Source organism: Nonomuraea sp. NPDC049028 (assembly GCF_043197735.1).
Lineage (GTDB): Bacteria > Actinomycetota > Actinomycetes > Streptosporangiales > Streptosporangiaceae > Nonomuraea.
In genome coordinates, this window is sequence record NZ_JBICTR010000001.1 from 424,080 (window position 1) to 443,922 (window position 19,843).

The following is a 19,843-nucleotide window of genomic DNA, read 5'->3' on the forward strand; positions in this document are numbered from 1 at the left end:
GAGCGCGCGTATTTTGGACCCCCGTCGCCGCTTCGTCGGGAGCGGGAGAACGGAAAATCACGACCACCGTCGCCGCCGCCACGAGGGCCGCGGCGGCTGCCACAAGTGCGATGGCTTTACGCCTCATACCGCCATCGTACGACCAAGCGCCCCGATCGATGGCGGAGAGGGTTATGCGCGGTGATATGTCCGGTTAGAGATGGACAGGAGCTCTACGCGCTCAGCCGTCAAGGTCCCGTCTATCGGATCGACCCCGTCTGACGGCTTCGATCAGATCCTCGACCTGATTGTTCAGCCGCGAGCCACGGGTCCAGCCCGCGTAGTGGGTGAGGAAGACCACGACCTCCCGCAGTTCGCTCTCACTCAGGTCGCCCGCGCGCAACGCGGCGTCGAGTCGCACCTCCAGTTGGTCGTCGATGCCCTGCCCGACGAGCAGGCCGAGCAAGAGCAGGTGGCGCTCCTTGGCCGAGAGGACGCCGCGCGACCAGAGGTCGGCGAACGCCCGCTCCGCCGTCATGCCGAAGCTGTCCACTGTCTCCATGGCCGGTTCTGTCATTGTCCGCTCCGGGTAGCAGGGGATCCCTCTATCTTTCGCTACTTTGCCGGGTGAACCAATGGGGGCACGCCAACGTAGTACGGACGTCCGCTCCGAGCGGATCTGTAACAACTGAAGCCAAGGTACGGCCAAGATTTGGTCAAGATTTATCACCGTACACTCGGCCTCATTCCGCATGAAAGCGGGCACAACAACTCCGTTGGTCCGTAAAGCGGAGGTAAGCCCTGGTGAACAAGACACGGGCTTGGATCGCGCTCATGACCGCGATCGTCATGCTGTCAGCGTGCGGGCAGCCGGATTTCACCTACGTACGTGACAGGGAAGGCACCACCTACTTCAAGGTGCCGTCCTCCTTCAGCCAGCTCAACGCCTATCCGATCGAACTCTCCCTGTCGGGCGACCATCCGAACTCGGAGGCGGCCCGGCTGCGGCGCGAGCGGGTCTGGTCCACGGCCTTCGACCAGTCCGCGCAGCCGTCCGTCGCGCACCTGCTCAGCTCGACGGATCCGTTCATCTACGCCACCGTGCACAAGCTCACCGACGAGCAGCGGGACGGGATGTCGCTGGATCGGCTGCGTGACTTCATCCTGCCGGTGACCGCGCAGATCCGCGCGATGTACCTGTCCAAGGCGACCGAGGCCGGGCGGCAGCCGCTGTTCAACCGGTTCGAGTCGATCAGCGATCAGATCCTCCAGCTGGACCGTGGTGCCAGGGGAGTACGGGTTCGCTTCAACTACCAGATCGGCGGCGACGTCCAGACCTTCGACCACACCGCCATCCTCGACGAGCAGGGAGCCACGGTCTCCGTGATGCTCATCGGCTGCCAGGCGATCTGCTTCCGAGCGCGCGCGGCCGAGTTCGACAAGATCGAGCAAACCTTCAAGCTGCTCCGGCTGCCCGGATGAGGGAGCGTCATTGACCACGACCACGCATCACGGCGGGCTGCGCGCGCCCGGTAGCGGCCCATCCGATCCCGAAGCCGTGACCAGGAAGAAGATGCGGTTCTGGGATCGCAGCAAGTTCCTCATCGGGCTGGTCCTCGCCTTCCTCGTCCTCACCTGGAAGGTGATGGCCGACTACGAGGGCATCGTGTCGTTCGGCGAGGCCATGCGGGCCATCGCGTACGCCTATCAGTGGATCTTCTGGTTGCTGGGCGTCGAGGCGCTGCGGCAGCTCCACTTCTTCGTCAGCGAGCGGTGGTCGGCCTACCACCGCTTCTGGAGCCACCGGGTCTTCGGCGGGTTCGAGCGCTGGTCCCACCGGCGCTTCGACGACTGGACCAGGTATCGCTTCTCCCGCGCCGCGAAGATCGTTTTCTGGGTGGTGCTGATCGCGCTGGTGCTCGGGGCGGTGCTCGAAACCAGCCCGTTCCTCGCCCTGTTCAGCGCGCCGGCGCTGATCTGGAAGGCGATGCCGTTCCTGATCCAGATCGTGTTCCTGTTCTTCGTGGTCATCATCCAGTTCGTCGGCCTGTTCTGGTTCCTGTCCAGAGGCGGCGTCGAGACGTACTTCCCCGACGACATCAAGACCCGCTTCTCCGACGTCTGGGGACAGGACCACGTCGTCGAACGCGTCCAGGAGAACATCGTCTTCCTGGAGCGGCCCGACGAGATCGAGAAGCGCGGCGGGTACGTGCCCAGCGGCCTGCTGCTGTGGGGGCCGCCGGGCACCGGCAAGACGCTGATGGCCGAGGCGGTGGCCGGCGAGACCGGCAAGCCGTACGTGTTCGTCGACCCCGGCGCCTTCACGAACATGTTCATGGGCATCGGCATCCTCAAGGTCAAGACGCTCTTCAGGAAGCTGCGCAAGCTCGCGCTCAGGTACGGCGGGGTGATCGTCTTCTTCGACGAGGCCGACTCGCTCGGCAAGCGCGGCCGGCTCGCCCAGCAGGGCCCGCAGGGGCAGGGCGGCGGCGGTTTCTCCGGCTGTCACGGTGCCAACTATCTGTCCGAGGAGACCCGCTCGGTGCTCGCCTTCCGCGCCCGGCGGGAGGTGGAGGAGCCGGAGACCCGCAACCGCTTCTTCATGGGCGGCGGCGGCATGAACAGCGGCGACCCGGGCACCCTGCAGGCCCTGCTCACCGAGCTGTCCGGGCTCAAGAAGCCGCGCGGCTTCTTCAACCGCCTGGTCAGACGGCTGCTCGGGATGCGACCCAAGCCGCCGCCCAAGTTCCGCATCCTGGTCATGATGGCCACCAACCGGCCCGACGCGCTCGACGAGGCGCTGCTGCGTCCCGGCCGCATCGACCGCATCTACAAGGTCGGTTACCCCTCCAAGGCCGGACGGGTCCGCACATACCAGGGCTATTTCGACAAGGTCGACCACGAGCTGACCGAGGAGCAGATCGACAAGCTCGCCACCATCACCCCGTACGCGACGGGCGCCACGATCAAGGACCTGGTGAACGAGTCGCTGATCACCGCGATCCGCGACGGCCGGGAGATCATCTCCTGGTCGGACGTCCTGCGGGCCAAGCGGCTCAAGCAGCTCGGCCCGCCCGAGGACGTCGAGTACATCGAGCGGGAGCGGCACGCCGTGGCCGTGCACGAGGCGTGCCACGCCGTGGTGGCCTACGTGACCCGCTTCCACCTGGAGATCGACATCGCCACGATCGAGAAGGGCGCCGACTACCTGGGCATGGTCGCCTCGATCAAGCCCGAGGACCAGTTCACCCGGTGGAAGTCCGAGTACGAGGCCGACATCATGGTCTCGCTCGCCTCTCTGGCGGGGGAGCGGATGTTCTTCGGCGAGGACAACTCCTCCGGCGTCTCCAGCGACCTGCACTCGGCGACGTTCCTGACGGCGCTCATGGAGTCGTACTGGGGGATGGGTTCGGGCGTCACCTCCCTTCCCGCGCTGCAGGAACTGGAGATCCACGGCGGCAAGGCGATGCCACGGCGCGGCGGTGGTGGCGGCCCGATCGGCATCACCGAGCGGGAGCCGAGCCGGGGCCAGGCCGAGCTGGCGCCTGACGTGCTGGGCGAGCGGATCGAGTTCAACCTGGTCCGGCTGCTGGAGAAGACCGAGCGGCTGCTGGAGGAGCATCGCCGGGACGTGCTCTGCCTCGCGCACGCGCTGGAGACGCACAAGACGCTCAACGGCGACGACGTGGTGGCGATCATCGAGCGGGCGACCGGGCCGCTCATCGACGGCACGATCTACGCCTCCGACGAGCTGTACCAGGAGTTGGAGGAGTATCACCGGGACGCGGCCAGGGCGCACAAGGAGCACAGCCGGATCGAGCGCGACCTGCCTGGGCAGGCGGAAGAGCCTGCCTACCAGCCCAACGGCCAGACCGCCGGGTGGCCGGTCGGGCCGGTTCTTCAACCCGAGCCGGTAGGGACTGTCCTGGCCGCCGAGCCCGTGGTGGTGACCGCCGAGATCGTCGCCGAGCCGGGCCGGCCCGAGTTCGTGCCGTGGGCGCCTGACCCCGAGCCCGTCTACGCGGCGCCGTCGCCCCAGCCGGTCGAGCCGCCGCCACCCAGGCGCCGGGCGTGGGTCGTCGTCGCCAGCCTGCTGGCGCTCGTCGTGCTCGCGCTCCTCACCGGCCTGGTCCTGACGGGCGCGACCCCGGTCGCCGGGATGGCCTCGCCCGGACTGCTGCTCGTCCTGTTCGTGGTCGTGGTGGCGGTGATCGTGGGCGCGGGCCTGGCGCTCATCGCCATCAAGGCCGTACGAGCGGCGCAGACCAAGGCGGAACACGAACGCGACCAGGCCCACGCCAGGGCGCAACTGCTGGCCGCCGCGATGGACCCCGACACGGCCATGCGGCTGCTCGGCTACGACGGCAGAGGAACGGACAGGAGGCCCTAGACCCGTATATCCAGCCGGCCGATCGGCTCGACCAGCTCCTCCTCTTCATAGGTGAAGTGCGAGGACAAGACGGCGGCCAGCTGCTCGGCCTCGGCCCGTACCCGGTCGAGGCCGGTGTCGCCGGCCACCAGGTCCACACACGCCTGGTCGAGCCGGGTCAGCAGCCCGGCGATGACCTCGTGCTCCTCCTTGAGCTTCTCGATCACCGGCCCGAGTGAGCCGTCGCGCTCGAGTATCGCCGGGTACATGGCCTCGTCCTCGATCGTGTGATGGACGGTCAGCAGCCGGCAGAACGTCGCGCAGAACGCGCCCAGCGTCCAGTAGTTCTGGCGCATGGTCAGCTGGTTGATCACCGAGCGCAGGGCGGCCGCGTCGAGGGCGCCCGCGGCGACCTGGTCGAGCGCGTCCAGGACCTGCCGCATCTCCTGGCGGTAGCCGTTGTGCACGTCGATCAGGTGCCGGCCGAGCTGCCGCTGTCCCGGCGTGAGAGCCTCGGGATCGTGCTTGTGGCCGCGTGGCCTGCGCGCCTCGTCGAGGTCGGTCACTGTCACTGGCGCTCCAGCCCGGCGGCCTCCGGCGCGGACCACAGGTCGTACATGAAGATCCCCCCATTTTGTAATAAATGATCTTATAGCCCGGTTGACTCTCCGTACTGATTAACACGACGTTCACATTCGGGCAAAAACCGGGAAACGGTTGACCGCAAGACTCGGCGTGGCTGTGAGACACCCTGAAAGGACCGACGTGAGCTACAAGGCTGAGTACATCTGGATCGATGGCACCGAGCCCACCGCCCTGCTGCGCTCGAAGACCAGAATCCTGGCTGACGGAGCCGAGCCGCCGGTCTGGGGTTTCGACGGTTCCAGCACGAACCAGGCCGAGGGTCACTCCTCGGACCGCGTGCTCCGTCCGGTCTTCACCTGTCCTGACCCGATCCGTGGCGGTTCCAGCGTGCTGGTCCTGTGCGAGGTCGAGGAGATCGACGGCGCGCCGCACAAGAGCAACACCCGCGCCCTGCTCCGCCCGATCGCCGAGCAGTTCGCCGACCAGGACTCCTGGTTCGGCATCGAGCAGGAATACACCTTCTTCAAGGGCAGCCGCCCGCTGGGCTTCCCCGAGGGCGGCTTCCCCGCCCCGCAGGGCCCCTACTACTGCGGCGTGGGCGCCGACGCGATCTTCGGCCGCGAGATCGTCGAGCTCCACCTCGACCGCTGCCTCGCCGCCGGCCTCGCGATCTCCGGTATCAACGCCGAGGTCATGCCGGGTCAGTGGGAGTTCCAGGTGGGCCCGGCCGGTCCGCTGGAGGTCTCCGACCACATGTGGATCGCCCGCTGGCTGCTCTACCGTACGGCTGAGGAGTTCGGCGTGGAGGCCACCCTCGACGCCAAGCCCGCCCGTGGCGACTGGAACGGTGCCGGCGCGCACACCAACTTCTCCACCAAGGCGATGCGTGAGGGCTACGAGCCCATCATCACCGCGTGCGAGGCCCTGGGTGAGGGTGACAAGCCGATGGAGCACATCACCCAGTACGGCGTGGGCATCGAGAGCCGCCTGACCGGCGCCCACGAGACCGCCCCGTGGAACAAGTACAGCTACGGCGTCTCCAACCGCGGCGCCTCCGTACGCATCCCGTGGCAGGTCGAGGTGGAGAAGAAGGGCTACATCGAGGACCGCCGCCCCAACGCCAACGTCGACCCCTACGTGGTCACCCGCCTGCTGGTCAACACCTGCTGCTCGGCCCTGGAGAAGGCCGGCCAGGTCTGATCTCGGTAAGCGAGTAGAGAGGAACGCGGGCACCCCCGATATGGGGCCCGCGTTCCTCCGTCTCTCACGCCAGGCGGGACTGGTAGACCCTGCGGGCCTCCTCCACGACCGCCAGGTAGCCGGCGCTCACCCGGTTCCTGATGAGCTCTTCGAGCAGCTCCAGCCAGCGCAGGCAGAACGTCACATCCTCTTCCCTGGCCACCCGCCGGCCCTCGACGTCGAGGTAGACCGGGCTGGTGTGCGCCCGTACCTGCCCGCCGCCCTCGGCGACCGCCACCACATAGGTCGGCCAGATCACGGTCAGCTCCGCCGCCACCTCACCGGTCGGGCCCGCGGCCAGCTCGCCGTCGGCGGTCAGCAGCCGTACGTTCTCCACCAGCGGCCCGATCACCCGCCCGACGACGCGCACCTTGCTGCCGGGGGCCAGGTCGAGGGTGGCGCCGGGGCCGTGGCCCTCGATGGACAGCTCGAGGAAGGGGCCGGTTGTGGCGAACGTGCGGCCGCACCGTACCGCGTCGGCGTAGGACTCGGCGGTCAGCGGCCCGGTTACGTGCGCATAGGTGCGTTCGCGGCCGATCGGCCCGAGCCGATGGCCCGTACCGGCTACGGCGGCGACGCGGTTGCCCGCGCCGATCAGCCTGCGGTAGGCGCGGTCCGAGCCGATCGCCGAGCAGAAGCTGTCGACCAGGCCGAGCGCCGCGTCGACCACCGACAGCCGCGCGTCGTAGCCCGGATCGCCGTCGCCGACGAGCTGCTCGGGTGTCTCGACCGGACCGCGGAAGGCGTTGGCGTAGCCGATGAGCGCGCCTCGTTCGCGCAGCTTGCGGACGTTGTCGTAGCCCTCCTCGGGGCCGAGCGCGTGGTGGGCGAGATCCACCCTGGCCACGTGCGTCTCGTCCGACCACGGCAGATCGCGCCCCGACCAGCGCTCGACGGCGTCCTGGTCACCCGGCAGCAGGTTGACCACGTGCAGGTCCTCGCCGTGCTGCGAGTCGGCCACCCACTGGGACGGCCGGTTGAGGGGGACGTCGAGGTCGGCGCCGTACCAGCACGGCTGGTTGAGGGGGACGTGGAGGTCGGCGCCGTACCAGCCGCGGGCCGCCGCGTCGTAGATGCGGCGCGGCGCCAGTTCGACCAGCGTCTCGCCGTCGCCCGGCACGAGGGTCGTCTCCGCCCAGTCGTACTCCATGCCTCTGGCCGCCCTGACCGTCAGCGGTTCGCGTGGGACGTCGAGCACCAGGTCGTCGCCGTGGAAGTACGGCAGGCCGTCGAGGTCGCGGGCCGGCGGGGTGTCGCGCGGGAACCAGCCCTTGCCGTCGGCGCTCCAGACGCTCCAGCGGCAGGGGAAGCCGGCCCGCAGCCGGATCGTCCGCTGCGCGGTCTGCTGGGCGATTTGTTGAGCAGCCCGTTGGGTCGTCCGTCGGGCAGTCCGCGCCTTGGTCGACGACGCCGGGGTGGTCGGCGCCTCGGTTAACGGTGTCGGATCGTCACGCATCGGCTTCTCCCTGTAATCGAAGGCGCCGTCATCGTGACACGACCATCACCCGCCGGGAAGCGCGTGCTTCCCGGCGGGGTGGTTTTCTTCCCTCAAAGTAGAAGGACCTAGAGCCGGAAGTTCATATCCGGTGCGATGTCCGCGACGTCCATCTGGGCTTTCTGCAGGTGGCCTGAGTGGTCCCAGTTCATCGCCTGCCAGCGGGTGAACTGGTCGAGCACCCACATGCCGGACTGGCGGCTGCCGTTGCCGGACTTGCCGTTGCCACCGAAGGGCAGGTGCGCCTCGGCGCCGGACGTCGAGTTGTTGACGCTGACCATGCCGGCGGAGATGCCCTCGCGGAACTTCCACGCGTGCCGGGCGTCGGTGGTGTAGATCGAGCTGGACAGGCCGTAGCCGGGCAGGTTGGCCAGCTCGATGGCCTCGTCGATCGTCTCGAAGGTCGTCACGCCCACGATGGGCCCGAACGTCTCCTCCAGGAACAGCTGGTCGGTTGCCTTGACGCCATCGACCACGACGGGGTGGTAGTAGAGGCCGCCGTCGCCGGTGAAGTCGCGGCGCGGGGCGTCGTCAGTGATTTTCCCGATATTTCCGGACACGACGCGGTGGTGGGGCTGGATCCAGGTCAGGTACTCCTCGTACCGATCCGCGAACTTCTGGTCCAGCAGCGGGCCCGCCAGCACGTCCTGCTCCGGGTCACCGATCTTGGCGTTCTGTACGGCCTGGGCGAACCGCTCGACGAACTCATCGTGCACGCTCTCATGCACGATGACCGTGCCCAGGCTGGTGCAGCGCTGACCGGCCGTACCGAAGCCGGAGAACAGCGCCCCCTCGACGGCCAGATCGAGATCGGCGTCCGGCATGATCACCATCGGGTTCTTCCCGCCCAGCTCCAGGCAGGCCGCCTGCAGATGCCGCCCGGTGAGCTCCCCGATCTTCCTGCCGACCTCGCTGGACCCGGTGAACCCGACCTTGTGCACCGTGCCCTCCTCAAGGGCCAGCTCCAGCCCCTGGAAGGTCTGGACGCCGTCGGCGAACACGATGTTCAGCACCCCGTCGGGCAGCCCGGCGGCGGCGAACAGCTGGTACATCGCATGCGCGGAGGCCGCCGCGTACTCGGCCGGCTTCCACACCACGGCATTGCCGCAGAGCAGCGCCGGAACCAGATACCAGGACGGCACCGCGACCGGGAAGTTGCCGGCGGTGATCACCGCCGCCACGCCTACCGGGTTACGGAAAGTGAAAAGCTTCTTGTCCGGCATCTCCGACGGCACGGTCTGCCCGTACAGCCGGCGGCCCTCGCCGAGGAAGAAGTCACACGTGTCAACGATCTCCCGCACCTCACCCAGGGCTTCGGCGTACGGCTTGCCGATCTCCCGGGTGACCAGGTGGGCCAGCGCCTCGGCATTGGCCTCGACCAGCCGCCCGATCGACGCGATCACCCGCCCCCTCACCGGAGCCGGCACCTTGGCCCACTCCCGCTGCGCCTCCTTGGCGGTGCGGCAGGCGTCGGCGAAGGTCTGGGCATCGACCAGGCCGACGCGGGCGACGACCTCGGCGATGCGTGCGGGGTTGGTCGATTCGTACGTGTCGGTGCCGGCGGCATCCTTGCCACCCACAACGGAGACGATCTGACGAGTCACCGGAGCCTCCTCATTTGGTCCTCAGCCACAGCCCATCATCCCTCAAGCACGGACTTCGCTGCGCTCAGGCTGTTTCCCCTGCTCACAAGCATGGGCTTCGCTGCGCTCAGACTGTGCTCATTGGGGCTCCGCCCCGGCGAGGGGCCCCGGCCCCTCGTGCTCCCCGGGGGTTGACCGTCTGGGGCCAGGAAGTGCCTGGCAAGGTCATCAGCACGTCCTTTGACCGGCGGGCCCTCTCAGGGCGCAGGTGGCGGCTTGCGTCGGGCTGCCCGCCGAGCGCTACACTGTGAACAAAAAACCAATCTGTTCATATGGAGATACTGTGCCATCGGCATTCTCCGCAGAAGAGCGGTCGCGGATCACCGAGCAGCTACTCGACACCGCCACCCGCCTCTTCTCGACCCAAGGGTTGCGCAAGACGTCCCTGGAAGAGCTGACCGCTCCTGCGGGCATCGCCAAGAGTTCGCTGTACGCCTTCTTCGCCTCGAAGGAAGACCTGTACTTCGAGGCGATGCTGAGGCAGAGCGAGGAGGTACGGCGGCGCGTGATCGACGAAGGCCTCAACCGCGGCAGTGACACTCGCGACGCGCTGCGGCGCTTCCTGCACGCCACCGTCGCCGAACTCGACACCAATCCGCTCTACCGCCGCTTGATGTCCCACCCCCAGGAAATGGCCGCTGTCGCGGCCAAGCTCACCCCTGAGCGCATGGCCGCCGCGGCGGGCGGCCCGATGGCCGACCTGCTCCAGTTCCTCAACGCCCATCTGGAAGGCGACCCTCAGATACTGCTAGGCGTCCTGCGCGCGGTCCTGCTTACCCCGCTGCACGCCGAACAGCTGGGCGCCGAGATGTACCCGGCCGTGATGGACCGCCTGATCGACGCGGTCACAGAAGGGATCACCACATGCTGAACGGCCTGCCCTACCTGTCGGCCGGTGAAGGATCGCCCCTGGTCGTCCTGCTCTACACCCCGCAAGCGGCCAACCCGACGGGCCTGGCGCGCTGGTCCACGATGCGGATGGTACGACCGTTCACCAAGGAATTCACCGTCTATGTTGTCAACCGCCCACCAGGGCTGCCACCGACCACGACGATGCCCGACCTCGCCGCCGTCTATGCGCAAGCGATCAAAACCACCTTCGAGGGCCCGGTGAACATGCTGGCCATCTCCACCGGCGGCTCCATCGCCTTGCAACTCGCCGCCGACCATCCCGACCTGGTTGACCGCCTGGTCCTCGCGGGCACGGCCTGCACTCTCGGCCCGGTCGGCAAGCGAGCCCAGCGCGCCTACATCGAACGCGCACGCCAAGGCAGGCGGCCAAGCCCCGCGCTGGCCGAGATCGTCACCGAATCGGCCACTGGGCAAAGACTGCTCAAAGGCCTGCTGTGGCTGTCAGACAGCGGCCAGAAAGACCACGCGGACGCCGTCACCGTACTCAACGCCGAGGACGGCTTCGACCTGTGCGGCCGGTTGCACGACATCAAGGCGGCCACGCTGCTGATCCAGGGCGACAAGGACCTCGTCTACCCGCTGGAGCTGGCCCGGCGGACGGTCGAGGGCATCCCCGGCGCTCAACTCGTCGTCTACCCAGGCCGCAGCCATAGCGGAACATTCACCGACAAGCGCTTCGCCCCCGACGCGCTGGCCTTCCTGACAGGTACTTGATCACAGCCGGCCATCGTCCGCACCGAGCGCGCCGAGAACCAAGCGCCCACAGACTGAGCACCAAGCCGGTCAGGGGGTGTCTTCGGATTTCTTCCCCCGAGCTCTGCCGGCGGTGGCCAGGAGGTAGGTCAGGGCGAGGATGGCCAGGGCGGTGGCGGTGGCGTACATGGTCGTGGTGCCCGAGGAGATAGTCAGTCCGCCGAGGAGGGTTCCGGCGCCGATGCCCACGTAGATGGCGGAGGAGTTCAGGGCCACGACCAGCGGAGCCTCTTGGGGGGCGACGGCGATCAGCCGGTGCTGTTGCGGCGGTGTCTGGCACCAACTGCCCGCGCCCCAGGCCATGGCGAGTAGGCCGACCATGACCAGGGAGGTGGTGTGGGTGGCGGCCATCGCGCCGAGAAGGCCCAGGCCCGTGGCCATCGTCAGGTAGCCGGTGGTCAGGACGCGGACGCTGCCCCAGCGGTCGGTGGCGTATCCGGCGGTGAGATTGCCGGCGACGGCGCCCACCCCGTACAGGGCCAGGACCCAGACGGTGGCCGAGGGGCTGATCCCGACGGCGTACAGGGCGGGGACGCTGTAGGCGTACACCGTGTAGGCGGCTGCCATGCCGAGCACGGTCAGCGGGAGAATGGCGCGGACTGCGGGGTTGCCCAGGACGGACAGTCGGGTGCGTAGCGGGACCGGCGGGTTGGCGGGCAGGGTGGGCAGCAGGAGGGCCACGCCGATCGCGGTGATCAGGCAGAGGCCGGCGACCAGCGTGAGGGCGGAGCGCCAGCCCAGCCAGTGGCCCGCCAGGTCGCCGAGCGGCACGCCGAGTGCGGTGGCGATGGTCAGCCCGCCGATGACCACGGCCAGTGCTCGGGCTCGTCGTTCCGGGTGTACGAGGGTGGCGGCGACGGCGCCCGCGTTCGGGGTGAACGCGGCGGCTCCTGCGGCGGCGGCGATCCGGGAGGCCATCAGCAGCGCGAAGTCAGGGGCCATGGCGGAGCCGAGGTTGGCCAAGCCCAGGATGAGTAGGGCGGTGACCAAGAGCGCGCGGCGTGGGGTGCGGGCGGTCGCGGTGGCCAGGAGCGGGGACAGTAAGGCGTAGGCCGCGGCGAAGACCGTGACGGCCTGTCCGGCCGTGGCGGTGGATATGTCGAGGTCGGCGGCGGTGCTGGGCAGGAAGCCTGCCATGACGAAGGCGTCGGTGCCCACGGAGAAGGTGCCCAGGGCCAGGACCAGGACCGGGCCCAGTCCGCCCTGCCGGAATGGGCGCTGGTGGGCCGCCCTGCCCCGGCCGACACGATCGGTAGGTGCGGCGGCTTGGCCGCCCATTATCGAGACATTTGGCATCCCGATTCTCCTTCGTAAGAGAGCCTGGCCGATCGGCCAGGCTGTGTTGTCAGTCGTAAGAGAGCCCGGCCGATTGACCGGGCCGAGCCGTCAGCTGCCGAGCCGCTGGTGGAAGCGTTGTACTCGGCGGGGGGCGCCGGCAGGGCTGGCGGCGATGAGGTCCGCGAGCGTCTGAGCGGCCAGCTCTCGCCGCCAGGCCAGCTCGGCGCGGCGCATCGCGGTGGCGATGCCGCATGGGCGTTCGAACTCCCGGGCCGGGGTCTCCGCGCCGGCGCCGCGCTGCCGGATCTCGGTGCAGCGGAACGCCTCGGCCGAGCCTTCGATCGCGCTCACGACGTCCATGAGCGTGATGCGCTCGGGCGTACGGGCCAGGCGGTAGCCGCCGCGCGCGCCTGGGGTGGACGCCAGGATGCCCGCCCGGACCAGCGGCTGTAGCCGCTTCTTGAGGTAGGCGGGCGGGAGTTCGAAGATCTCCGCCAGTTGGCTCGTGGCCACGGGAGCCTGTTCTTCCAGCCATGCCAGTGCCAGACAGCAGTGCAGGCCCCACTCGACGCCCTCGCCCATGAACATATCAGGGATATTACATGTCCCGATTCGCCGGCCTCGTCGCGGATGCGGGCGCATGTCCCGGAACGGGTCCGGGGCGCGATCAATTAACCGGCGAAGGGCGATATAGGGCGGTTTCGCGGCGACAGGGGACGATCGGTCAGCTGATCCAGCGCGCCGGCTGTCCGGTCAGGCGGGAGATGGTGTCGAAGTCGGCGTCCGCGTGCAGCACGGTGAGCTTGTGGTGCCGGGCCGTTACCGCCATGAGCAGATCGACCGGCGAGGCGCATTGGTGCCAGCCCTTGTCGGCGAGTTCGCGCTGCAACTCGCCGGTCTCGTTCCAGGCCGATTCGGGGATGAAGTAGTACGGAAAGGTCTCGTGGAGGAGATTGCCGACCTCATAGAAGGCGGGTCGGCCGCCGACGGCGCGAAGATACTCCTGTCTGACCGGCTCACAGATGCCGACGAGCCCGGCGGAGACGGTCTGGTCCCATTCTGTCCCGACCTGGCGGCGGTAGAAGCGGACCAATGCGCTGGTGTCGATGAGGTAGAGCTCCGTCACGCCACGCCCTGTTGCGCGCTGTCACCCTTGTCGATGACGGAGAAGTCGATCTCTCCAGCGGCCACCATCTCGCGCATGCGAGCCACGGCCGCCGCCCGTCTGCGTCGGTCGACGATCTCTCGTAGGGCGGCGTTGACCGTGTCCTTCTTGGACGAGGTGCCGAGGAGCTTCGCGGCCTCGGCCAAGGCTTCGTCGTCGAGGTCGATCAGGGTCTTGGTCATGACACCACCTCGCCTGTATATACGAATCAGAATTAGTATATCAGCAGCGGGCTTTTGTGGCCGTTCGCCGCAACGGGTCGCCCTGCGGACCATCGCGATCGGCGTGGATGTCGACGTGTGGTGATCGAGTGAGAAGCGGCAGGTCGACAGAATCGGCTACTGGACGTGCGGATACCGGGCTACCGATATCTGTTGACGGACGCCGCGACGAGCTTGGCCGCTCGATCGGCAGTGGCGTGACCGGGCTGCCGGGCAGAGACGTCGATGACCACCGAGACGTTCAACAGGCGGAAGGCGGTGTGGGTTTGGTAGGGCGCGAACCCCCAGGTGCGCCGTTGGGAATAGCTGTACGCCTCGTCGCCGACCTTCGGCCCTTTGCGGAGCTTGGTCCCCGGGTTGCGCTTCGGTTCGTCCTTCATGTACTTGACCAGGCCCTCGTAGTAGAGACCGGCTGCCGAGGCATTGGGCAGACGGAACGCCATGACGCGCAGGCCGGTGCCGTCCGCCGCGGACCAGCCGCAGGAAGAGTCGAGCACGTACTGGCGCTTCATCGCAGTGCCGAACAGCGAGCGCGTCTGGGCGTTGGTCAGCAGGTCACATGCCTCGAAGTCGCGGGTGATCAGCGGTGTGGCCGTCGTCGGCGACGACGGGCTGAACCTCGGTGTCGCGGAGTAGGTGGTCCGGGGTGTGAGCGCGTAGCCGAGTAGGCGGACGATGTTCGGAAACAGGATCGGCACGACCACGACCCCCGCTGCCACGGTCAGCACCACCGCCAGCGCGGCCCCCACGAGGACCTGGGGTCGGACGAGTCGAGGCGGGCGCTGAGGCGAGCGGCCCGGCAAGGTCCGCTCTTGTCTCGGAGCCGGGCCCGTCGCGGGATCTCCGCGCGAGATGGCCTCCAGCCACCCGGCCACCTCGTCCGGGGGACAGCGGCGTTCCGGGTCCTTGTCCAGGATCGCGGCCAGCACGGGGGCGAGCGGGCCGGCCAGACGGAAGGGGGCAGGCTCCTGCATCAGCACCGCGGCCAGCACCGCGGCCTCGTTCGGGCGGGCGAACGGCGGGCCGCCCTCCACCGCCGTGAACAGGGTGGCGCCGAGCGACCACAGGTCGGCGAGCGGGCCGTCGGCCTCACCTCGCAGACGCTCCGGGGCGATGTAGCCCGGCGAGCCGGTCAGCATCCCCGTCTGCGTGAGCCCGGTGTCTCCGGCGACGGTCGCGATGCCGAAGTCGGTCAGCAGCACCCGTCCGTCGTCGGTGAGCATGACGTTGGCGGGTTTGACGTCCCGGTGCAGGATGCCCGACGCGTGCGCCGCCGTGAGGGCGTCGAGCATCCGCAGGCCGATTTCGGCCACCCGGTGCGGCGGCAGCGGGCCGTCGTCGCGTACGGCCCGGTCGAGGGAGCGGCCGCGGACCAACTCCATGACGATCCACGGCCGGTCGTCGTCGAGGACCACATCGTGCACGGTGACGATGGACGGGTGGGAACGCAGCGTCGCCGCGGCGCGCGCCTCACGGAGTGTGCGTTCGGTCAGCTCGGCTCGCGATGCCTCGTCGAGGTCCGACGGGAGCCGCACCTCCTTGATGGCCACTTCCTGACGAAGGAGCTCGTCCGTCGCCCGCCAGACCGTGCCCATGCCGCCCTGGCCGAGCTGCGACAGCAGCCGGTAGCGACCCGCGAGCCGCCTCACAGTGCCATTGCCGACGTTCCGGACTTTCCGACCATCCGTCGTCTCCTGTCGATATCCGGCTCAGCGCGGGCACATCAGATAGTAAAGGGATCGGGTCGCGAGCGTCAGCGAATGGTGATCAGAGCCGGACTGGACGTAACCACGGCCACCAACCGAGCCACCAGCCGAGCCGGAAAGCGGCTACCGGGACACGACGTGTCCCGTACGTCCTGAGATCACCGCGAGTGATGTCACGGCCCCCGGCCAGACCTGGTGCATGAGGCAGGACAAAGTCCGCCAAATGTCCGGTGTATGCCCTGGCTCAAGGATCTTCGGCGGCTGACACTGAGCCTGGCCGAAACGTGCGGCCTCTTCTGTCGAACCGGCAGCTCAACAGGGCCGTTTCAGGCTGCCCCCGATTACCTTTTGGAGACACAGTGTGGCGATGTTTGCGTGCTCCGCTCGTGGGATTGACGGCCGTATGCGCCGGCTTATTACCCGTGGCGGCACCGGCTGGCGCGAGCGCGTCGGCGGTTACGGCGAGTTCAACAAATTTCACCGTCAACGATCCGGTGGGCTCCGCGTCCTGGGCGGTCGGTGAGGCGAAGCGGTCCGGTAAGCGGGTCGCGGTGACCGCGGAGCAGGCCGAGAGCCGGGACGTCTACGCCAACCCGAACGGATCGTTCACGGCCGAGCTGCGGACCATCCCGGTCCGCGTCAAGCGGGACTCCGGGTGGGTGCCGGTCGACACGGCGCTGCGGCAGCGGGCCGACGGCGGGGTGGAGCCGGGCGCGACCACGGTTCCCGTCGTCTTCTCCGGCGGCGGCGACCAGCCGCTCGTACGACTCGGGCAGGGCAAGGCACAGGTCGAGCTGCGCTGGCCGGCGCCGTTGCCGAAGCCGGTGGTGAGCCGCGATTCCGCGACGTACCCCGACGTCATCCCGGGGGTGGATCTGCGCATGACCGCCACCGCACAGGGCTTCACCGAGGTGCTGGTGGTGAAGGACAAGGCCGCGGCGGCGAATCCGAAGCTGGCCGAGCTGACGTTCGGCCTGGCGGCGAAGGGCGTGTCGGTACGCGACGACGGGCACGGGAACATCGGCGCCTACGACGACAAGGGGAAGCAGGTCTTCGGGTCCGGCGCGCCGATGACGTGGGACTCGACGCCGTCGGCCACCAGGCGGGCCGTGGGCGAGCTCGAGCTGGGCAAGGACACGCTGGTCCTGCGGCCGGACAAGAAGCTGCTGACCGATCCGGCGGCGACGTTCCCGATGTACATCGATCCGGACTTCGCCGCCGGCCAGACGGGGTTCGCCATGGTGCTGTCCGGCCATCCGTCGCAAGCCTATTGGGGCGGTGACGGGGAGAACCTGGCCAAGGTCGGTTACTGCAACTGGGCGGGCTGCAACGGCATCGGGGTGTCCCGTTCATACTTCCAGTACGACGCGTCGTTCATGGTCGGCAAGCACGTACAGGTGGCGGAGTTCAACGCCTTCGAGAACTACGCCCCCTCATGCTCGGCCCGGCCGGTCGAGGCGTGGGGGACGAACCCCGTCAGCGCGGGGACGACCTGGAACAACCAGCCCTTCCCCGGTGGCGGCCCGATCGGCCTGGGGACGGTCAACGTCGCCTACGGCTACAGCTCCGCCTGCCCCGGCAACTGGGTCGGGTTCGACGCGACCGCCGCGGTCAACGCGGCGGTGACGTACAACAACGGCCTCACGGCGATCATGCTGAAGGCGGCGAACGAGGGCGACGCGTACGGCTGGAAGAAGTTCAACACCAACCCCAGCCTGGTCATCACGTACAACAGCTACCCCAGCCCGCCGACCGGCCAGACGGTGGAGAACACCGCGTGCGCCGTGCAGCCGAACGAGCCGTACATCAACCCCTACATCGACAACGACCCCAACAAGGGACCGCGCGGGCCGCAGATGTCGGCGGTCGTCTCCGACCCTGACGGCGGCCCGGTGCAGGCCCAGTTCGAGTGGTACACGAGGTTCGGCGCGCGGCTCGGGGTGGCCGCCACGGAGTACAAGGCGTCCGGCTCCACCTTCACCATGGACGTGCCGACGGCGAACGCCGCGGACGGCGCCAATCTGGCCTATCGCGTACGGGGCGCCGACGGCGTCGACTTCGGGCCGTGGGGACAGTGGTGTGACGTCACCATCGACAGAAAGGGCCCGGACAAGGCGCCGAAGGTCACTTCGGTGACCTACCCCGAATGCCCGCCACCGGACTACGACCCCTGCCCCAGAGGCGGCGGCATCGGACGCACCGGCGGATTCACGCTGAGCGCCGACGGCGTCAGTGACGTGAAGGGGTTCGAGTACTCCCTGTACGGCCAGGAGAACACCTTCTCCTCCGTCACCGCCAGTTCGGGCAGCGCGAACATACTGGTCACACCGCCGGAAGACGGCTCATTGGACCTGTACGCCCGCAGCGTCGACCGCGCGGACAACCTGGGGCCGCTGTACCGCTACCACTTCATCGTCGGGCCGGGCACGCCGCCGAGGGGACACTGGAAGCTCGACGGGTACGTCGAGACCAAGGCCGTCGACGAGTCGCCCGCCCAGCACGACGCGACCCTCTCCGCAGCGGCGCGCTGGCGGACCGGCCGCCATGGTGACGCGCTCTGGCTGGACGGCGGCACCGCTTACGCGGAGACCACGGGCGGCGCCACCGTGGACACGGCGAAGACGTTCAGCGTCTCGGCCTGGGTGAAGCTGGACCGGCTCGACACCGCCTACCGGACGGCGCTCAGCCAGGACGGCACCCGGATCAGCGGGTTCTTCCTGCAGTACAACCCGAACACCAAGAAGTGGAACTTCATGATGCCGGCCTCCGACGCCGACGCCGCCGCGCGTCACGTCGCGGAATCGGCGGGCCCGGCGGTCGCCGGGCGGTGGACCCATCTGGTCGGCGAGTACGACGCCGCCGCCAAGGAGATCAAGCTCTATGTGGACGGCGTCGCCGGCGCGCCCGCCGCTCACACCACACCGTGGAGCGCGAGTGGGACGGTGCAGCTGGGCCGGGCCCGATACGCCGCCGGGCCGGTCGACTACTGGCCGGGCTCGCTGGACGAGGTGCGCATCTACGACCGGACCCTGGCCACCGAGGAGATTCACGACCTGGCCGGCAGCCCGGCGGCCGAGGAGCTGTTCCTGCCGCTCGACGACGGGACGGGCACGACGGCGCAGGAGGTGTCCGGCGGCTACCGGGTCGGCGCCCTGGGCAGTGCCGCCTCCTGGACCACCGGCAAGGTAGGGACCGGGGCGGTGCGGTTCGGCGGCGGCACCGAGACGCTGGCGACCAGCGTGCCGGTGCTCCGTACCGACGCCGGTTTCACCGTCACCGCGTGGGCCAGGCTGGACGCGGCCGACGATCAGTGGCGGACGGTCCTGAGCCAGGACGCCGGCCAGGGGAGCGGCTTCCAGCTGCGCTATCGCGGTGACACCCACAAGTGGTCGTTCGCGCTGCCGCAGTCGGCGACCGACACCCAGCTGACCGCCCTCAGCGCCGATTCGGGCGAGAGCGCGCAGGCCGGGGCGTGGACGCATCTGGCCGGGGTCTACGACCCGGCGGCCCAGGAGATCCAGCTCTATGTCGACGGCGCGAAGGTGGCCTGGAAGAAGGCCACGGCCACGGTGAACGCCACCGGCGCCTTCCAGATCGGCCGGGGACGGCAGAACAGCGCGGCGGCGACACCGTTCGCCGGAGACGTCGACGACGTGCACGCGTGGACCGGCGTCCGTACCGCCGACCAGATCAAGGCGGACAAGGCGCAGCCCGTCACCAAGCGACGCAGCCTCTACGGGAGCCAGATCGCCCGGTACGTCAACCTCGCAGGGCCGCACATCGTGACGGACGGGCCGGTGCCGGCGGGTTCGCACTTCGAGTTCTCCCTCGGCCTGCCGGCCGGGGCGGACGAGCCCAACACCCGCGTGATCTATTCGTGCCGTAGCGGGACGGCGGACTACTTCCTCAACCCGGACAACTGCGGCACCTACCTCAACCTCGGCAGCGTCGGGCGCTTCTACATCACGCCGCCCGCCGGTGTGCCCACGCGCCTGGTCTACCGGTGCCAGTTCCCCGGCGTGGGACATTTCGCCTCCACGGACCCCGGGTGTGAGGGCCAGACGAAGGAGTTCGAGCTCGGCTACACGCGCGCCTACACCCACCTGATCAGGCACAACACGACGGGCTATCCGTACGACCACGCCAGCGATACCGCCCGGCTGCCGGCGAACTACCGTCCGGAGGGCAACATGGGGACCCTGTCGATGACCCAGCTGCCCGGTACCACGGCGTTGATGAGCTGCCAGGACGGCACCGACACCTTCACCTCCGCCGACGCCGCCTGTGAGGGCAAGACGGTCGTGCGCAGGCTCGGTTTCATCTGGACCAGCGCGCCGCAGTCCGTGCCCGGGGCGCCGAACGCCGTCGGCGTCGAGCTGTTCCGCTGCCGGGCGAGCTGGGGCGATCTGTTCGACTCACGTGATCCCAAGTGCGAGGGACAGACGCAGGACCGCTCCCTCGGTTTCGCCGTCACTGGACTCTGACCCGGAAAGGGATC

At 68.7% G+C, this 19,843-nt stretch carries 15 protein-coding genes; 6 read left to right on the forward strand and 9 right to left on the reverse strand.

Annotated elements, in window-relative coordinates; genetic code table 11:
- Positions 1-220: 220 nt before the first annotated feature.
- Positions 221-541, reverse strand: a complete 321-nt coding sequence (locus ACGFJ2_RS01985) for a carboxymuconolactone decarboxylase family protein (RefSeq protein ID WP_393463641.1) — start codon at positions 539-541, stop codon at positions 221-223.
- A 242-nt stretch (positions 542-783) separates the two neighbouring features.
- On the opposite strand from ACGFJ2_RS01985, the gene ACGFJ2_RS01990 reads away from it, so the two are divergent.
- Together ACGFJ2_RS01990 and ACGFJ2_RS01995 are read left to right on the forward strand one after the other, a co-directional pair.
- Complete coding sequence (locus ACGFJ2_RS01990; protein WP_358175575.1) at positions 784-1,461, forward strand: hypothetical protein; 678 nt, start codon at positions 784-786, stop codon at positions 1,459-1,461.
- A gap of 10 nt (positions 1,462-1,471) precedes the next feature.
- Positions 1,472-4,369 (forward strand): AAA family ATPase, encoded by a 2,898-nt coding sequence (locus ACGFJ2_RS01995; protein WP_393463643.1) that lies wholly within the window; start codon positions 1,472-1,474, stop codon positions 4,367-4,369.
- Here the strand turns inward: ACGFJ2_RS01995 and ACGFJ2_RS02000 are convergent.
- The gene (locus ACGFJ2_RS02000) at positions 4,366-4,920 is read right to left on the reverse strand and encodes a hemerythrin domain-containing protein (protein ID WP_357941385.1); all 555 of its coding nucleotides are present in this window, start codon (positions 4,918-4,920) and stop codon (positions 4,366-4,368) included. The two genes, ACGFJ2_RS01995 and ACGFJ2_RS02000, sit on opposite strands and share 4 nt — an antisense overlap.
- A gap of 193 nt (positions 4,921-5,113) precedes the next feature.
- Here ACGFJ2_RS02000 and glnII point away from each other — a divergent pair, with 193 nt between their 5' ends.
- A complete protein-coding gene (gene glnII, locus ACGFJ2_RS02005; protein WP_225289502.1) occupies positions 5,114-6,133 on the forward strand; it encodes a glutamine synthetase in 1,020 nt (339 codons plus the stop codon).
- A 64-nt stretch (positions 6,134-6,197) separates the two neighbouring features.
- Here the strand turns inward: glnII and ACGFJ2_RS02010 are convergent, their stop codons facing one another.
- Positions 6,198-7,628, reverse strand: a complete 1,431-nt coding sequence (locus ACGFJ2_RS02010) for a CehA/McbA family metallohydrolase (protein WP_393463646.1) — start codon at positions 7,626-7,628, stop codon at positions 6,198-6,200.
- A gap of 107 nt (positions 7,629-7,735) precedes the next feature.
- Positions 7,736-9,271 carry an aldehyde dehydrogenase family protein gene (locus ACGFJ2_RS02015; protein WP_393463648.1) on the reverse strand — a complete coding sequence of 512 codons (1,536 nt, stop codon included), beginning with the start codon at positions 9,269-9,271 and terminating at the stop codon, positions 7,736-7,738.
- 322 nt (positions 9,272-9,593) lie between these two features.
- Between ACGFJ2_RS02015 and ACGFJ2_RS02020 the strand changes: the two genes are divergently transcribed.
- Complete coding sequence (locus ACGFJ2_RS02020; RefSeq protein ID WP_393463650.1) at positions 9,594-10,181, forward strand: TetR/AcrR family transcriptional regulator; 588 nt, start codon at positions 9,594-9,596, stop codon at positions 10,179-10,181.
- Positions 10,175-10,936, forward strand: coding sequence for an alpha/beta fold hydrolase (locus ACGFJ2_RS02025; protein ID WP_393463652.1), 762 nt, complete (start codon positions 10,175-10,177; stop codon positions 10,934-10,936). Before ACGFJ2_RS02020 ends, ACGFJ2_RS02025 begins: the two co-directional genes overlap by 7 nt.
- Before the next feature lie 69 nt (positions 10,937-11,005).
- Here ACGFJ2_RS02025 and ACGFJ2_RS02030 read toward each other — a convergent pair whose 3' ends face one another.
- The 5 genes from ACGFJ2_RS02030 to ACGFJ2_RS02050 form a co-directional block, all read right to left on the reverse strand.
- The gene (locus ACGFJ2_RS02030; protein WP_393463654.1) at positions 11,006-12,271 is read right to left on the reverse strand and encodes an MFS transporter; all 1,266 of its coding nucleotides are present in this window, start codon (positions 12,269-12,271) and stop codon (positions 11,006-11,008) included.
- Positions 12,272-12,361: 90 nt separating this feature from the next.
- A complete protein-coding gene (locus ACGFJ2_RS02035) occupies positions 12,362-12,841 on the reverse strand; it encodes an Rrf2 family transcriptional regulator (RefSeq protein ID WP_357941399.1) in 480 nt (159 codons plus the stop codon).
- 136 nt (positions 12,842-12,977) lie between these two features.
- On the reverse strand, positions 12,978-13,379 hold the full coding sequence (locus tag ACGFJ2_RS02040; RefSeq protein ID WP_357941401.1) for a PIN domain nuclease: 402 nt from the start codon (positions 13,377-13,379) through the stop codon (positions 12,978-12,980).
- A complete protein-coding gene (locus ACGFJ2_RS02045) occupies positions 13,376-13,600 on the reverse strand; it encodes a type II toxin-antitoxin system VapB family antitoxin (protein WP_225289512.1) in 225 nt (74 codons plus the stop codon). The genes ACGFJ2_RS02040 and ACGFJ2_RS02045 overlap by 4 nt, the downstream gene beginning before the upstream one ends.
- A gap of 179 nt (positions 13,601-13,779) precedes the next feature.
- Complete coding sequence (locus ACGFJ2_RS02050; RefSeq protein ID WP_357941403.1) at positions 13,780-15,288, reverse strand: serine/threonine-protein kinase; 1,509 nt, start codon at positions 15,286-15,288, stop codon at positions 13,780-13,782.
- Between the two features lie 479 nt (positions 15,289-15,767).
- Here ACGFJ2_RS02050 and ACGFJ2_RS02055 point away from each other — a divergent pair, with 479 nt between their 5' ends.
- A complete protein-coding gene (locus tag ACGFJ2_RS02055) occupies positions 15,768-19,829 on the forward strand; it encodes a LamG-like jellyroll fold domain-containing protein (protein ID WP_393463657.1) in 4,062 nt (1,353 codons plus the stop codon).
- Positions 19,830-19,843: the final 14 nt, after the last annotated feature.

Coding starts and splice junctions, on each gene's coding strand:
- ACGFJ2_RS02010 (WP_393463646.1), bottom strand. CDS start 7,628: ATGCGTGACGATCCGACACCGTTAACCGAGGCGCCGACCACCCCGGCG.
- ACGFJ2_RS02025 (WP_393463652.1), top strand. CDS start 10,175: ATGCTGAACGGCCTGCCCTACCTGTCGGCCGGTGAAGGATCGCCCCTG.
- ACGFJ2_RS01985 (WP_393463641.1), bottom strand. CDS start 541: ATGGAGACAGTGGACAGCTTCGGCATGACGGCGGAGCGGGCGTTCGCC.
- ACGFJ2_RS02030 (WP_393463654.1), bottom strand. CDS start 12,271: ATGCCAAATGTCTCGATAATGGGCGGCCAAGCCGCCGCACCTACCGAT.
- ACGFJ2_RS02045 (WP_225289512.1), bottom strand. CDS start 13,600: ATGACCAAGACCCTGATCGACCTCGACGACGAAGCCTTGGCCGAGGCC.
- ACGFJ2_RS02035 (WP_357941399.1), bottom strand. CDS start 12,841: ATGTTCATGGGCGAGGGCGTCGAGTGGGGCCTGCACTGCTGTCTGGCA.